Annotated in this window: 18 protein-coding genes; 1 reads left to right on the top strand and 17 read right to left on the bottom strand. The window is 39.6% G+C overall.

Going from position 1 to position 16,029, the window contains the following annotated elements; translation table 11 throughout:
- Positions 1-42: 42 nt before the first annotated feature.
- From aroH to ACIQXN_RS09415, 17 genes are all read right to left on the bottom strand, one after another.
- Complete coding sequence (gene aroH, locus ACIQXN_RS09335; RefSeq protein ID WP_402965276.1) at positions 43-411, bottom strand: chorismate mutase; 369 nt, start codon at positions 409-411, stop codon at positions 43-45.
- A gap of 25 nt (positions 412-436) precedes the next feature.
- Positions 437-1,516, bottom strand: coding sequence for a 3-dehydroquinate synthase (gene aroB, locus ACIQXN_RS09340; RefSeq protein ID WP_402965280.1), 1,080 nt, complete (start codon positions 1,514-1,516; stop codon positions 437-439).
- Positions 1,517-1,519: 3 nt separating this feature from the next.
- A complete protein-coding gene (aroC, locus tag ACIQXN_RS09345; protein WP_402965284.1) occupies positions 1,520-2,692 on the bottom strand; it encodes a chorismate synthase in 1,173 nt (390 codons plus the stop codon).
- Between the two features lie 288 nt (positions 2,693-2,980).
- The gene (locus ACIQXN_RS09350; RefSeq protein WP_402965288.1) at positions 2,981-3,751 is read right to left on the bottom strand and encodes a CheR family methyltransferase; all 771 of its coding nucleotides are present in this window, start codon (positions 3,749-3,751) and stop codon (positions 2,981-2,983) included.
- A gap of 189 nt (positions 3,752-3,940) precedes the next feature.
- Positions 3,941-4,387 (bottom strand): nucleoside-diphosphate kinase, encoded by a 447-nt coding sequence (ndk, locus tag ACIQXN_RS09355; RefSeq protein WP_402965292.1) that lies wholly within the window; start codon positions 4,385-4,387, stop codon positions 3,941-3,943.
- 97 nt (positions 4,388-4,484) lie between these two features.
- Positions 4,485-5,447 (bottom strand): heptaprenyl diphosphate synthase component II, encoded by a 963-nt coding sequence (gene hepT, locus ACIQXN_RS09360; protein ID WP_402965296.1) that lies wholly within the window; start codon positions 5,445-5,447, stop codon positions 4,485-4,487.
- 28 nt (positions 5,448-5,475) lie between these two features.
- Positions 5,476-6,192, bottom strand: coding sequence for a demethylmenaquinone methyltransferase (locus ACIQXN_RS09365; RefSeq protein ID WP_402965300.1), 717 nt, complete (start codon positions 6,190-6,192; stop codon positions 5,476-5,478).
- A gap of 3 nt (positions 6,193-6,195) precedes the next feature.
- Positions 6,196-7,020 carry a heptaprenyl diphosphate synthase component 1 gene (locus ACIQXN_RS09370; protein WP_402965304.1) on the bottom strand — a complete coding sequence of 275 codons (825 nt, stop codon included), beginning with the start codon at positions 7,018-7,020 and terminating at the stop codon, positions 6,196-6,198.
- A 256-nt stretch (positions 7,021-7,276) separates the two neighbouring features.
- On the bottom strand, positions 7,277-7,522 hold the full coding sequence (gene mtrB / locus ACIQXN_RS09375) for a trp RNA-binding attenuation protein MtrB (protein ID WP_402965308.1): 246 nt from the start codon (positions 7,520-7,522) through the stop codon (positions 7,277-7,279).
- A gap of 27 nt (positions 7,523-7,549) precedes the next feature.
- The gene (folE, locus tag ACIQXN_RS09380; protein WP_402965312.1) at positions 7,550-8,116 is read right to left on the bottom strand and encodes a GTP cyclohydrolase I FolE; all 567 of its coding nucleotides are present in this window, start codon (positions 8,114-8,116) and stop codon (positions 7,550-7,552) included.
- Positions 8,117-8,391: 275 nt separating this feature from the next.
- Positions 8,392-8,664: an HU family DNA-binding protein gene (locus tag ACIQXN_RS09385; protein ID WP_318683240.1), complete on the bottom strand. Its 273-nt coding sequence runs from the start codon at positions 8,662-8,664 to the stop codon at positions 8,392-8,394.
- A 475-nt stretch (positions 8,665-9,139) separates the two neighbouring features.
- Positions 9,140-10,618: a stage IV sporulation protein A gene (spoIVA, locus tag ACIQXN_RS09390; RefSeq protein ID WP_402965316.1), complete on the bottom strand. Its 1,479-nt coding sequence runs from the start codon at positions 10,616-10,618 to the stop codon at positions 9,140-9,142.
- Between the two features lie 228 nt (positions 10,619-10,846).
- The gene (locus tag ACIQXN_RS09395) at positions 10,847-11,569 is read right to left on the bottom strand and encodes a hypothetical protein (RefSeq protein WP_402965320.1); all 723 of its coding nucleotides are present in this window, start codon (positions 11,567-11,569) and stop codon (positions 10,847-10,849) included.
- Between the two features lie 16 nt (positions 11,570-11,585).
- On the bottom strand, positions 11,586-11,783 hold the full coding sequence (locus ACIQXN_RS09400; RefSeq protein ID WP_402869182.1) for a DUF2768 domain-containing protein: 198 nt from the start codon (positions 11,781-11,783) through the stop codon (positions 11,586-11,588).
- Positions 11,784-12,262: 479 nt separating this feature from the next.
- A complete protein-coding gene (locus ACIQXN_RS09405) occupies positions 12,263-13,309 on the bottom strand; it encodes an NAD(P)H-dependent glycerol-3-phosphate dehydrogenase (RefSeq protein WP_402965340.1) in 1,047 nt (348 codons plus the stop codon).
- Between the two features lie 17 nt (positions 13,310-13,326).
- Positions 13,327-14,637 carry a ribosome biogenesis GTPase Der gene (der, locus tag ACIQXN_RS09410; protein ID WP_402965344.1) on the bottom strand — a complete coding sequence of 437 codons (1,311 nt, stop codon included), beginning with the start codon at positions 14,635-14,637 and terminating at the stop codon, positions 13,327-13,329.
- A 496-nt stretch (positions 14,638-15,133) separates the two neighbouring features.
- Positions 15,134-15,754: a YphA family membrane protein gene (locus ACIQXN_RS09415; RefSeq protein WP_402965348.1), complete on the bottom strand. Its 621-nt coding sequence runs from the start codon at positions 15,752-15,754 to the stop codon at positions 15,134-15,136.
- A 117-nt stretch (positions 15,755-15,871) separates the two neighbouring features.
- On the opposite strand from ACIQXN_RS09415, the gene ACIQXN_RS09420 reads away from it, so the two are divergent.
- The gene (locus tag ACIQXN_RS09420) at positions 15,872-16,006 is read left to right on the top strand and encodes a YpzI family protein (protein WP_402965352.1); all 135 of its coding nucleotides are present in this window, start codon (positions 15,872-15,874) and stop codon (positions 16,004-16,006) included.
- Positions 16,007-16,029: the final 23 nt, after the last annotated feature.

Below are 16,029 nucleotides of genomic sequence, written 5' to 3' on the forward strand. Positions count from 1 at the left end.
CTACTTTAAAGCGAAAAAATTTTTATATGATTTGTGCTTGAATTAACGTTTATTGGTTAAATCCGGTCTCAAAATGGTGGCTCCTGCTTGATAAACATGTTCAATTTCTCTTTGCGATTTTGTCGTCTCAACATGGAGCATTACTCTTATACAAGAGGGCAAAGAATTTGTCACTGGAATTTCTTGCATACAAGTGACTGGTACATATGTCCAGCCTTCAAACTTTCGAAGGGCTTTGGCAGGAAAGACGGAGCGTATGTCAGCCGTTGCAGAAAAAAATACGGAGGCAACCATCTCGGGATCAATATCGTTGTTCCGAATAATTTCTTCCAACAGTCGTTCAACAGCAGTAATCACTTCTAATTCCGTGTCGTTTTCTACCGTTGTCGCGCCCCTTATTCCTCTAATCACACACGATTCCCCCATTTCTATTCATTCACATTAATTCATTCATTTCCTCTAGCAATGCCGAATCATCCATATCCATTAACAGGGGAGTACCCAACTGACTTAGCAGGACAAATGTGGCACCACCATGAACGGATTTTTTATCTGTTTTCATCAAATGAAGCAATACTTCTTTTTCAAGCTGACGGGGAATGGTCGTTCGATAGCCTAAAGAGGTAACCCAATCTATAAACTCGTTAAGGTTAAAATTGAGATCCAGCTTCTTCTTACTTAACTTAAGAGCATAGACCATTCCTATTAAAATAGATTCACCATGAGTAAAGTTACCATATCCCATGGATCCTTCGATGGCATGCCCGAGTGTATGACCGAAATTTAAAAAGGCGCGAATCCCCGTTTCTTTTTCATCCTTTTCTACGATGGAAGCTTTTATGCTAATCCCTTTCGTAATCATGGTTAAAAACTGTTCATCCTTCACATTGTTCAAATCAACGATATTCAGTCTTAACCATCGATAAAACTCTTCATCGGCAATCAAGGAATGTTTGACCACTTCTGCAAAACCGGATCGTAATTCTTTTAACGGTAGCGTATGTAAAAATTCCAGGTCATAAATGACCGCTTCGGGCTGGTGAAAGGCGCCAACCATATTTTTCCCTAACGGATGATTGATGGCAACCTTACCCCCAACGGCACTATCATGAGCAAGCAAAGTCGTAGGAACCTGAATAAACGGGATTCCTCTCATAAAGGTCGCGGCCACAAATCCAGCCAAATCACCGACTGCACCTCCACCAAGCGCAATAATCAATGATTTTCGATTAAGCTGTTGGGATAAAGCGTAGCTTTGGCACTCATAAAACACATCGAATGTCTTAGCGTGCTCCCCTTCAGGCACGACATGTTGCAATACGGGTTTTCCCGTCTTTATCAATACCTTTTTGACTGTTTGCAAATGTAACTCTGCCACTTTCTCATCTGTAATAATTAAAATCTTGCTTAAGTGGCTAAATTCATTTGTTATAAAATCCGACAACTCATTAATCGCATTCTTCCCTATTAAAACCGGGTATTGCTTGGAAGCCGTTTTAATTCGTATGGATTCCATCTTTTAAAACCCCTTTACTTCTTCCCGATAAGAATGTATGTATTCTTCCAGTCGATCGAAACGGTCCGAAGGGAATTGCTCCACAATTGCCGTTGCTAATTCCCAGGCCACTACCGCCTCTGCAACAACAGCTGCTGCTGGAACCGCACAGCTATCGGATCTTTCGACACTTGCTTCAAATACTTCTTTTGTATCGATATCAACGCTCTTCAAGGGTTTATATAACGTCGGGATCGGTTTCATGACGCCTCTTACAACAATCGGCATACCAGTCGTCATACCGCCTTCAAAACCTCCGAGACGATTCGTTTTCCGATGATACCCGGTATCCTTGTCCCACACTATTTCATCATGAACATCACTACCGAATCGATGAGCAGCTTCAAATCCTATGCCGATCTCTACCCCTTTAAAGGCGTTTATACTCATAACTGCGGCTGCGAGCTTGGCATCTAATTTACGGTCATAATGAACATAGCTCCCTACACCCACTGGCATCCCTTCAACAATGACCTCAACGATTCCGCCAATAGAGTCTCCTTTTTGTTTCGCATCGTCGATTGCATCCTTCATTTGCTGCTCGACATTTTTATCAAAACATCTGACTGAGGATTCTTCCGTCACCTGTTGTAACTGCTGAATCGTTTCATATTGAGGAGGATCGGCCTTTACACCGCCTATTTCCAGGACATGTGAAGCCACTTCAATTCCTAATAAAGCCAATAATTTCTTAGCTACGGCACCCGCTGCCACACGTACGGTCGTCTCACGGGCTGATGAACGCTCTAATACGTTCCGTAAATCACGATGCCCGTATTTAATACCGCCATTCAAGTCAGCGTGACCAGGACGAGGACGTGTAATTTTACGTTTGATTTCTTCTGCTTCTTCCTCTGATAGGCCTTCACTTCCCATGATCTTGGTCCAATGCTTCCAATCATCATTCTCGACCACTAATGCGACTGGTGATCCCAAGGTGTAGCCATGCCTGATTCCAGAAGATATAAATGCTTGATCCTTTTCAATTTGCATTCTTCTTCCCCGGCCATGTCCTTTTTGTCGTCGACCCAAATCTTTGTTAATATCTTCATTCGTAATTGGCATACCAGCCGGTAAACCTTCAATAATTGTAGTTAGCTGTGGACCATGTGATTCTCCAGCTGTTAAATATCTCATTTTCCTGCCCCCTTTTAGCACTTTAAAGGATTTATGTATCAATATAACACAATTTTATGAAAAGTGGGAATACAGTTAAAGTAAAATCATTATTTCTTTATTTTTAACTCTTTTCTTTTATTATTTTACATCTTCTCAAACAATTACGATATAGTTTAATCTTTCCCATGCTAACATTTTCATCACCATATCCTCTTTATACCTGTAACGAAATCGGCCATTTAGTCCATTAGTAACAATAAGAAAAAGGGCTGATTGTTACATTCAGCCCCCTTACCCAAAGTGTATTTACTTTTTCTTATAAAAGAATGTGTCTATTGTTTCAAATTCATATTTTCCAGGATTGAAAATTTGTTCTGTACTGCCGACAAAAAATACTCCACCACATTTCAAAGATGCACTGAATTTATCATATAAAAGGGATTTTGCATCCTCAGTGAAGTAAATCAAGACATTTCGACAAACGACTAAATCAAAACCGTGTTCAAACCGATCCGCAAGGAGATTATGTTTCTTAAACGTTACTGTTCGCTTAATTTCATCTTCGACGCGGTAAAAATCATCTTCTTTTTTAAAATACTTCTTTAGCATACCCTCTGGCACTTCATTCAAGGACCGCTCAGGATAAATGCCCATTTTAGCTCGAGCGAGTACATTTTCATCTAAGTCAGTAGCCAATATTTCAATTTGGTTTAAAGGAACAAGGTTCGATAAAATCATGGCGATTGTATATGGCTCTTCCCCGGTTGAACAGGCAGCGCTCCAAATCTTCAATTTTCTTTTGTTCTCTAATAGAGAAGGGAACACCTTTTTCTCCAAGACTTCCCATCTCTTCGCATTTCGATAAAACTCTGAAACATTGATCGTCATTCTGTCTAAAAACTCATTTAAGACTTTTGAATCGGTTTGAATGTCTTTATAATATTCACGGAATGATTGATACCCTCTTTTTTCATAAAGAGAAGTAAGTCGGCGTTTCATTTGCCCTTCCTTATATAAAGACAAATCGATGCCTGTCAACATTTTAATATTTTGAATGAACTCTTCATATTGAGGCATACCTGTGACTCCCCCGAACATTTTCATTTTATGTAGTTCTTCTCTTTATATCGGAGAGGACTCAACATTCTTTAAACAAAAATGGTGCTTTACGACTATATTTTTTTCATTACTAGAAGATACAACAAAAAAAACGGGTCCTATCGCTGTGCGATAGGACCCGCTTCCTGCTCATATTGAACTAACCGATTAGTAAACCCATTCGTTAGCGATTTTAGAGTACTCAACTAGTTCTTCTTCTTTGAAGAATAAGCCGATTTCACGTACAGCACTTTCAGCTGAATCTGATCCGTGAATAATGTTTTTGCCTACAGTTACTGCGAAATCCCCACGGATAGTTGCAGCAGCTGCATCTTTAGGATTAGTTGCACCCATCATTTGACGTGCAGTTGCGATAACGTTTTCACCTTCCCAAACCATTGCGAAAACAGGGCCTGAAGTGATGAAGTCCACTAATTCGCCGAAGAATGGACGTTCTTTGTGCTCTCCGTAATGTTGCTCAGCTAATTCCTGAGAAATAACCATTAACTTTGCTCCAGCTAAAAGGAAGCCTTTCTTTTCGAAACGAGAAACGATTTCACCAATCAAATTACGTTGAACGCCGTCAGGCTTAACCATTAAAAATGTTTTTTCCATAAATGTCACTCCTAATATGTATCATAGTTATTTGCCTATTATAAGGCAATCCTTTTAAAATACTATCATGGTTTGTCAAGTTTCGCAACTGCAAGCGTTAAAACTTTCTTTTCCCAATATTTTTAGCTATATCTGATAAAGTCTTCCTAGCCTTTATGGCCGGAAGGCCCTTCAATTCGGAGAATGCCTTTTCTAAATAGAGGTCACTGATTTTTGCCGCCCGTTCAATAGCACCCGAAGACTTAATAGCCGTAATGATTTTGAACATGTCTTCTTTAGGTGTATCCTCCCTAACCGTTTCGATGAGCTTTTTTAATGTTGGGTTTTCCATAGCAATCAAGACTGGTAAGGTAATATTTCCTTGTATCAAATCGCTGCCTGCAGGCTTACCCAATTCTTCTTCGGAAGCAGTGAAGTCCAGGATATCATCTGTTATTTGATAGGACATGCCCACATAATACCCGAATCTAAATAGTTTCTGATGGATTTTCTCATCAACACCGGCTGCAATGGCCCCTAACTGGCAGCTTGAAGCTATGAGTAACGCTGTTTTTCTCTTTATTCTTCGAAGATAAATCCGCCAATTTTGATTAAAATTGTATTTATCTTTAATTTGCTCAATCTCCCCTAGACACAATTCAACCATGGTATCTGCGAGAATCTTATGAGCAAGCGGAGCTTCAATAACGGCCATCATTTCTAGCGCTCGTGCAAAAATGAAGTCGCCCGTATACATGGCAACACGATTGTCCCATTTTGATTTTATCGTTGCAGACCCTCTGCGTAAATCCGCATCATCGACAACATCATCATGTACGAGTGACGCAGTGTGTATCAGCTCCAAAGTCGCTGCAACATGCTTTACAACATGGATATCATAATTGCCAAACTTCGCCCCCAATAGGACGAATACCGGGCGAATTCGTTTTCCCCCTGATTGCAGTAAATGTAGTGAAGCTTCCCGCAAAACTGTGGAATCCGCTACTATAGCCGCCTCTAGTTCTTTTTCAATTAAATGCAAATCTGTATTCAAAAAGGAATACATCATTCTAAATTTCATAAATTCCACCCAGCTTTGTCCATTGCTATTATGCTTTATTTGAAGGCTTATATCCAAAATGTGTTGCAGCTACGCCACCGAAATGTGCTTTATAACTCACTTTTTCCATGCCTGCTTGCTTGAACATACTTTCAAGTTTTTTCATACCCGGGAAATCGCGTGCCGATTCTTGAAGCCAAGAATATTCGCTATAACTTTTAGCAAACAATTTGCCGAAAACAGGCATTATAAAACGGAAATAAAAATAATAGCCCTGTTTAAAACCTAGCATCGTTGGTTGTGAAGTATCGAGACAAACGACCATTCCCCCTGGTTTGACAACACGGTTTAATTCTTTAAGTACTTGCATGTAGTCCGGGACATTCCGAAGTCCAAAACCAATCGTTACGTAATCAAAGCTATTATCATCAAAAGGGAGTTCCATTGCATTCCCGTGCATAAGAGATACATGATCCAGTTTTAGATCTTTCACTTTTTGTTCGCCGATTTTCAGCATGTTTTTACTGAAATCCAAACCAATTACTTTCCCTTTCGGTCCTACTTCATTAGCGAGCGCAATGGTCCAATCCGCAGTTCCACAGCATACATCAAGGGCATGGGCGCCCTTTGGAACTTTCATAATGTCCATGGTTGCCTTCCGCCATTTAAGATGCTGCTTAAAGCTGATGAGGGAATTCATCTTGTCATAATTACCATATATTTTTTCAAAAACATGATGAACTTTTTGCTCTTTAGACTGTTCCATGGCTCAACCTTCTTTCACACATGAGTTCGCTTGACTCTTTGTTTGCTTAAGTATCTCGCTCACTCTTTGTAAGATTTCTTCGTTTTCCTTTGTTAAATGCCGAGAAGAAAGCATGACGGCTTTTCTAACTTCTCTTAGACACTTGTCCATTTCCATCCGTACCTGGTCATCCTTTTCTGAAGGATGAACTTCATTATGATTCTTATCAAGCATCATGTTTCTCATGTTATCAATGACAACCGATTCGCCAGTACGCAAGTAGTTTGCCTTTTCAGCCACCAAGCGATTCAAGAGAAGAAGGTCTTCCGATAATTCCATCCAATCTGGTCGTTTATAATATTCGGCCATTTTATAAACAAGAGAGGCTTCAATTGCCTTTAACGTTTTTAAAAGTGTAGGAATGTCACGTACACTCTTTTGATAAAGGATGATTTTATTATCGTTAATATTTTTAATCGCACCTGAAAGTACACGAATCATCTCAATATTTCCGATACCCGCTAACCCCTGATAATATAAACCGCTATAATAATCACCTGCTAGGACCTGTAATTGCCGGTTTTTTAACACTTCCGGCATTTCCGCCCCTTCGAACGAATTAGAGACGATTTCGTGGGTATCAAGTGCTATTTGAACAAGCATAGTCGACTTAATGTATTGATCCCGTTCTTCGCTTAAAACGTCCAACTCATTAAATAGACCCCAAAGCAATGTTAATTTATTTTCATCAACAAATGGCTTTTGGATATATTTAAGTAAATATGGATGTTGCGCTTTTTTTTCTATCGATTGTTTTAATTGTCTTAAGTCATTCGTTATGTTTAACAATTGAGATCACCTTTGCATCCCCGAAAGATAATTTTTCATACATATTCGTTTTTTATCTGTGTAAAATACACATTATTATACCATAAAAACAATCAGTTGAAATGAACAACGTTTACAAAATGAACATCCCTTAATATGGGAGCTACTTCTTTCTTAATAAATGGATGCAGAAGTTCACTTAATTAAAAAACCAAAACTAGTGAGGAAGGAAATGTATATCCTTACAAGCGACAAAATCACCCAAACAGATACCGAGTTATTTTACGGCAGGATTCTTCTTTGAATCACTTTCCATTTCACCGTAGGGCGTGTATATTTTTGCATGTCCCCTGATTTTAATGGCAGACGTATGTTCCGTGAATTGAGCGATCATCACTTCCCCTGAATCAAGCTTTTCAGAGTGGTGAAATTTAGTATCTGTCCCTCTAGTTAACCCGATAACGTTTACGCTATCTTCTATGGCCTTGATGACAACAAAATCACTTGAGAACTTTTCATCCATTCTATTCTCCCCCTATATCCTTAATCATTAATCTTTAATGAATGCCAATACTTCAGCCCGTGTGCGGTGGTCTTTCGCGAACGACCCTCTCACTGCAGATGTCACAGTTTTAGATCCGGGCTTTTTCACGCCCCGCATTGTCATGCACATATGTTCAGCTTCCACCACTACCATCACACCATGCGGTTCAAGTTTTTCCATAATGGCATTGGCTACAGTGGAGGTAATGCGTTCTTGCAATTGAGGACGTTTGGAAACCGCCTCAACGGCACGGGCTAACTTACTCAACCCTGTCACTTTTCCGTTTTTAGGAATATAAGCGACATGGGCTTTACCGTAAAAAGGCACTAAATGATGCTCACATACCGAGTAAAAAGGGATATCTTTTACGAGAACAAGCTCTTCATGATCTTCACCAAAAACGGTATCAAAATATTCTTTCGGATCCTGTTTTAGCCCTGAAAAGATTTCTTCATACATCCTCGCCACGCGCCCTGGAGTATCCAGTAGCCCTTCTCTCTCTGGGTCTTCCCCAACAGCCTCAAGAAGCATCTTCACTGCTTCTTCTATTTTTGCATGATCAACAGTTGCCATTCCCTTACCTCCAATTTAATTTAAAAATATATGTATGAGTAAAAAACACAAGGCAAACACCCTGGCATTTAACGTTCTATTATCAAATAACTGTTTTAGAATTAATCTACGTGTTCGTTACCTTACATCACGTTCAACGATTCTTTTACTAAATTACCTTTTCAACAGTATTCACTGCCTTTAATAATAGCATAGATAGAAATTAAGAAGCAAAAAAAGACCGCGTATGCACGCGGTCCTTTTTTTCGGTTAAGCACCCGTATGTAATGGTAAAATTACTTCACTGCATCTTTCAGGGCTTTACCAGGTTTGAAAGCTGGCACTTTGCTAGCTGCTATTTCGATTTCGTCACCAGTTTGTGGGTTACGACCTTTACGAGCCGCACGTTCACGAACTTCAAAGTTACCAAAACCGATCAATTGTACTTTATCTCCAGATTTAAGAGCTTCTAAGATTGTATCAAAAACAGCATCAACAGCTTTTGTAGCGTCTTTCTTAGAAATTTCAGTTGCTGTAACAACTTCATTAATCAATTCTGTTTTGTTCATGCCATTCACCTCCTCCCAAAAGGATCTTATAAAAAATCATTATTACAATTCGATAATAGTGATTTGATATTTAATTCAGTGGTAAATTTCCCTACCTGCCAATCATGTGTGCCTAGAAAAGGGACACATCAACAAAGTTAAATAATAGGTTGAAATCGCTGTTATAACGCGTTTTCTGTATGTAGATTATCACAAATCCTATTCGCATAGCAAGGGAATTCAAAAAATAATGGGAATCTTTTCATAAAAAATTGTATAATTTATAAAATTTGTCTCTCGCTAATCATCATTTCCCTATTTTATAGAAATTAAACTTCCACTACCACTTAAAATCCCATAACAATGGGGTTTTTAGAGTATCTGCCAAATAAAACATTTAACTTCACGCACCCGATTTTATCGAGTAGCTGTTTTTTTCATGTTTCACAACAAAAAGACCAATCCCATTAAGGAGTTGGTCCGGCCAATATCTCACTTATAAAATGATCGCTATTAATCCTCCACTACCTTCATTGATGATTCTTTCAAGTGTCTCTTTCAACTTATAGCGTGCATTATCCGGCATCATGGCTAATTTCACCTGAATACCTTCTCTAACATACGAACTTAGGCTTCGGCCGAAGATATCTGAATTCCAAATAGAAAGTGGATTGTCTTCGAAATCCTGCATTAAATATCGGACTAACTCTTCGCTTTGCTTCTCTGTGCCGATGATAGGAGAAAATTCTGATTCCACATCGACTTTTATCATATGGATAGATGGTGCGACCGCTTTTAACCTGACTCCGAACCTGGCTCCCTGACGGATGATTTCCGGCTCATCCAAGCTCATATCATTAAGAGATGGAGCCGCCACACCATATCCGGTTTGTTTAACCATTCTCAAAGCATCTGCTACTTGATCATATTCCGCTTTGGCATAGGCAAAATCCTGCATCAAAGATAACAGATGATCCTTTCCTCGTATCTCAACCCCCACGATTTCCTTTAAGATATCATCATATAGTTCATCTGGAGCGTACAAATCGATTTCTGCTACACCCTGCCCCATTTCAATCCCAGCCAGCGCCGCATGATCAATAAACTCAAACTCATTGAAATGTCCCACTACACGATCGACATCTCTTAGACGTTTAATGTCCTTTACCGTCTCTTTAACAGCATCCTGATAGCTTTCCCGTAACCAATGATCCTCACGAAGGACCATTACCCAGCTCGGAAGGTTGACATTGACTTCAAGAACCGGAAATTCATAAAGGGCTTCACGAAGCACACTATATACATCCGATTCGCGCATTCCTTCGACACTCATGGCCAATACAGGGATATCGTACTTTTCCTGCAATGATTCTTTCAGGGCGACTGTATTAGGGTGATGTGGTTGCACGGAATTAATCACCATGATAAAAGGCTTACCAACCTCTTTCAATTCCTCTATGACCCTTTCCTCCGCCTCTAAATAATCACTGCGGGGAATCTCTCCAATTGTCCCATCCGTTGTGACCACTATTCCTAAAGTCGAGTGATCTTGGATTACCTTTCGTGTGCCAATTTCAGCTGCTTCATTGAAAGGGATCGGTTCTTCATACCATGGAGTATGAATCATGCGGGGGCCATTTTCGTCTTCATACCCTTTGGCCCCGGGTATTGTATACCCTACACAATCCACCAAGCGAATGTTCACTTCCAAACCTTCCGCTACCTGAATGGAAGCTGCCTGATTCGGGACGAATTTAGGTTCAGTCGTCATGATCGTTCTTCCCGCTGCACTTTGTGGCAATTCATCTTGAGCCCTTGCACGGTCCGCTTCTGACGGTATATTCGGAATCACGACAAGCTCCATGAATTTTTTTATAAATGTGGATTTCCCTGTTCTGACAGCACCGACTACACCTAAATATATGTCTCCACCAGTTCTTTCAGCTATATCTTTAAAAATATCTACCTTTTCCAAGGTATCCCCTCCCGAATTAGCGTTTTGGGATCAATTATCCATTTGCTCGTGTTTAGGACACGATATGTCTATGATGTTGTCCGAAAAATCCATTCCGTTTATACTTTTTCCAATACCTTCCTCCACCGACAGATTTTATATAAGGGTTGTTATTTTAAAAGTAAGATAAAATGAAGATAAAGAAATAACCCTTCCCCTACAATATATTTTGTAGAAGAAGGGTTATGACTATTTTGTAAGAAATATTGGACTTTTGTTTTTTTCATCTATCGTATATGGCAGCGAATACGCTGGCACAAATTCCGATTTTTCCACCAGGAGTTCACGAATATCTTCGCCAGGCTTGATTTTCCCATCATACTCCTGCAATACATCATATAAATCCGGGGTGTAATCAACAAAAAGATTTCCTTCCCCATCCACCACCAAATAGAGGTCCTTTTGTGAATACGGGCTCGTTACCGTTGGGGCTTCCTTCAGACCCATCTTTTCATAATCAAGCGTAAAGACATTTTCCGATACCCTCTCTTTAAAAGGGGGGTATCCATTGCTTTGCTGATATGCCTGCAAACGTACAGAAATATCTTGAATTTTCTGGGCCATCCTGACATCCAAAAGCTTTACGGTCGGATCATCTTCTACATTCACTAAGACGTATTGAAACACTCCCCCTGATTCATAAGCATTATCTGGCGGCTCCGCCATATACCTCGGTGAAATCTTAGTGAATTTGATTACGTACTTTTGGTAGATCGGCGTTTCAGCTTCCTTCGTAACGATTGGCAGAATGCCGCCCTCATCTTCTTTAAATTGATCAACAGCACTTTGGACGGATTGCATTTGCTCTTTGTACGGTAATTGATTTTGAACTTTTTGCTCCTGAGGATACAGACATCCTGTCAATAGTCCAGAGATGCATAATAAACATAATATTTTGAAAGAATTTCTCATGATTTCTCCTCACCTATTAAGTGGTTGGGCCGCTCAGAACAACGATAAGGATGATCAAACCGGCTAAAAGCATAAGTATGTATGCAATAATTGCTGTTAAGCCTTTCCATATTCCTTTTAGTTTATAACGACTTCCGTAAATAAGTAAGATAGAGATAACCATAAAGCCCATTGCTATGAAGGATATCCACATTTTTTGCAGAGCTGGTGTCATATCATCATCACTCCTTTTTCCAGAAATTATTATAACATACCAAAATACGTTAAAGGTATTAAATAGTTGTCCAAACTATTTAAAATATTCGTTTTTGAGTAAAGAATGAATATAATACTCAATGGCCCATCATTCCCCAATCGTTTAGAAAACCTCACGTATTAACCTCCTATATGAAAAATATAGAATACTTTTTTCCTTCTGCCCCAAAATAAAAAAAAGACCGAAGGCTGGCTAGAAATATAATGGGATAGACCGTCAAAACTTCTTTACATCCGCTATTCGCTTTTGCAGATAAATGAAAAGAGTTCTACATAAAAAAAGCAGAAGATAATTAAATATCTTCTGCCATTTGACTAAATCCCCCGTGCCGAGGTCAAATTACTAGTTTACTTTCGTTGCATTGTATGCTGATATTCGGTAAGGGGCATCCTCAAATGCCCATTTTAATGAAATTCTTTTATTTTATGGAGTTAATTTTACTGTCTGCTATCCATTATGTTAAAAAGTTCTTCCATTTCATTCGTTTTTGAGCGATTCATCAAGAGATCAACAGCCTTTTTCACTTCTTCACCATTGAACAACACACGGTATAAGGCTTCTGTGATTGGCATGTTTACATCATACTTTTGTGCAAGCTGGTAAGCCGCTTTAGTCGTTCTGACCCCTTCAACCACCATACCCATATTTTCTAAAACTTCTTCTAGATTTTGGCCTTTACCCAGCAAATTCCCGGCTCTCCAGTTACGTGAGTGCACGCTTGTGCAGGTCACGATCAGATCACCGATGCCAGCTAGTCCTGAAAAGGTAAGAGGGTTGGCCCCCATTGCAACACCTAGACGAGAAATTTCTGCCAGACCACGCGTGATCAAGGCAGCCTTCGCATTATCCCCATAACCTAAACCGTCCGTGATGCCGGCAGCCAAAGCAATGATGTTCTTTAAGGCTCCGCCAATTTCTACACCAACTAAATCCGGATTAGTATACACACGGAATGAATGATTGATAAAGAGATCCTGAACCTTTTCTGCCGCTTTCATATTTTTTGAAGAAACGGCAACTGTAGTCGGATGACGCTTGCTGACTTCTTCAGCATGGCTCGGTCCTGAAAGAACGACTATATCTTTAAGCCATTCTGGCGAAGAAACTTCCTCAATCATCTCAGATATGCGTAAAAGCGAATCTGGCTCAATCCCTTTACTCACATGTACTATCGTTAACGGATTATCGTGAACGGCTTCAATCTTCTCAAGCACTTCACGATAGGCTTTAGTCGGAACAGCCAAAATAATGGTTTCAATGCCAATTAAAGCCTGTTCCATGGAGGAATATCCTTTAATCCCTACAGGCAGCTCAATCCCTGGCAAATATTTATTATTAGTATGTTCAAGATTTATCTCATCAATCTGCTTCTCGTTATGTCCCCATAATCTCACTTCATGATGGTTATCAGCTAACACCATGGCTAGAGCGGTTCCCCAGCTCCCTGCACCAATAACCGCGATACTTTCCTTTACTTTCACCATTGTACATACCGCCCTTTCTATTTTCTTTGGCGTCCAAAAATCCGTATCGGTGTACCTTCGAATCCAAAGGCATCCCGAATACGATTTTCTAAAAATCTCTCATATGAGAAATGCATTAACTCTGGATCATTAACGAATACAACGAAAGTAGGTGGCTTGATTGCTACCTGGGTCGTATAGTAAATTTTCAAACGGTTACCATTATGAGTAGGTGTTGGATTCATAGCTACAGCGTCCATGACCACTTCATTCAATATATTTGTTTGAACACGAATAGCATGGTTTTCACTAGCCCGATCAATGACCGGCAACAAAGTATGTGTCCGTTTTTTAGTTAACGCGGATAGATAAATGATCGGCGCATAATCCAAGAATTGGAAATGAGCTCGTATCTTTTCTTCGAAATCCTTCATGGTCTTTTCATCTTTCTCGATGGCATCCCACTTATTGACTACGATGATAACCGCCCTGCCTGCTTCATGAGCATATCCAGCAATTTTTTTATCCTGTTCACGGATACCTTCCTCCGCATTGAGGACAACTAGAACAACATCAGATCGTTCAATAGCCCTTAATGCACGAAGTACACTATATTTCTCTGTACTTTCATACACTTTCCCTTTTTTCCGCATTCCTGCCGTATCTATGATGACATATTCTTTTCCATTGTATTTATACGGTGAGTCAATTGCGTCACGGGTCGTTCCTTCGATATCACTTACGATGACACGTTCTTCCCCTAATAAGGCATTAACCAGCGATGATTTACCAACATTCGGGCGACCGATCAAACTGAATTTAATTACATCATCAGCATAGTCCTGTCCACCGTAGTTAGGGAAATGTTTTGCTGCTTCATCTAACAGGTCACCAAGCCCTAATCCATGTGAACCTGAAATAGGGAATGGATCCCCAAAGCCTAGCGCATAGAAATCATAAATCTGATCTCTCATTTCCGGATTATCAACTTTATTGACAGCCAGAACGACTGGCTTTTTGGATCTATAGAGAATCTTAGCTACCTCTTCGTCCGCTGGAGTTATACCTTCGCGTCCATTCGTCATAAAGATAATAACATCTGCTTCATCAATGGCTATTTCAGCCTGGGAACGAATTTGTTCCAGGAACGGCTCGTCACCGATATCAATTCCACCTGTATCAATGATGTTAAAGTCATGCGTTAACCATTCACCTGAACTATAGATCCTGTCTCTTGTTACTCCAGGAACGTCCTCAACAATTGAAACACGTTCTCCCACTATTCTATTAAAGATTGTTGATTTACCAACATTTGGCCGACCAACGATCGCAATTACCGGTTTTGGCATTGCTATTCACCCTTTCTGCTACTATATCTCTGTCAAAGTCACGAAATTCTTGGGTGCATTCTTTTAATATTTCATCTGCACTGTGATTTTCATTATTTCCTTTTTTTTAAGGAAAAGGCTGTATTCATCATCATATAAAGGAAACTTCCATCAGTACGAAAATTCATACTGTTGGCAAGTTAAACGTATCATGTATATACAGGCATGCGTCTGCTTACTCCCCTGTTCCTAAGGGAACATACAGCAGATCAACCGCTTGCTAAACATAATTAAAACAGCCAAAAAAATGAAGACAGCCAAAAAAAGCTTTCGGCAACAGCTTCCATTTAATATAATTAGAGCACTTTACGATTTATCTACAGACCTCTAACTATCCTATAGTAACAAATTTCTCACTAATCAACAATGTTTGTATGTATAAAAGCCTCTCTCTTACAATATTCCCCTAAAAATACTAAAGCATTAAAGGATTTAAAAATTCAAAAAGCAGACTTATCTATTGGGTGTAGTTCTCCTTTCCCTCCTTCGACAAAAATCTCGTCTGCGATAATGAAAATAAATATCCGCTTAAGAGTTCGAGTACTCTCCATAGTGCGTTCGTAGATAAGACCATGACTGCATGATCATGCCATTCATAGGAAAGGGCCTCGTGATTCAATGAATGAAAATGAAGGAGGGAAGAATACACAATATCACCAAGGATCATTCCTAATAACAGGACGGACATTCTACGTTTCCAGTCTTTAAAAAGCATAAGTATTAGATAATTCAGGAGCATACATAGAAGATAGGGTGCCTTTATGATAAGCCAAATCGGATCAAGTAGAGAGAACAACTGAAAACTTGCATAGGCAAGAGCGACAATTATGCTACCTATGACAACATCTAATGTCTTCATGAAGGATAGCTTTCTCATGTATACACAAAGGATGAGAAAAAGATATATACCGCTTATATGCACAGTAAAGGAGGAAATCTCAAGGGTAAAACCAACAAGGACCATGGTAGCCAACAGGTGGAAAAGAAAATCAAACCGATAGGCAACGGTATTGGGAATAAAAAACACGACACAAATCCACACTATCCATGAAACCCAATAAAAGAATATCCCATCCATAACAGTTTCCCCCCTTTTTAAGTAACATTATGGGTTATTTATGAAAAGAATAAACATGGACTTTTGATAGGTGTCTAAAAAACAAGCCTTACAATAAAGGAAAGGAGGTGGAATCTTGTGGGCAAAGACCGCCAAGAAAGGAAATTAAGAGAAAGTAACCGTGTGGAATCCGATCGGGACCAGTCCCTGGAATACAAAGGTGCAACTAAATTAGAAAGTCCTGAAGAGGCTAGAAAAAGAAACCGTACTTAAGGACAAAAAGAAGCACCTTCTAT

This window comes from Peribacillus sp. NPDC097295, from assembly GCF_044761665.1.
Lineage (GTDB): Bacteria > Bacillota > Bacilli > Bacillales > DSM-1321 > Peribacillus.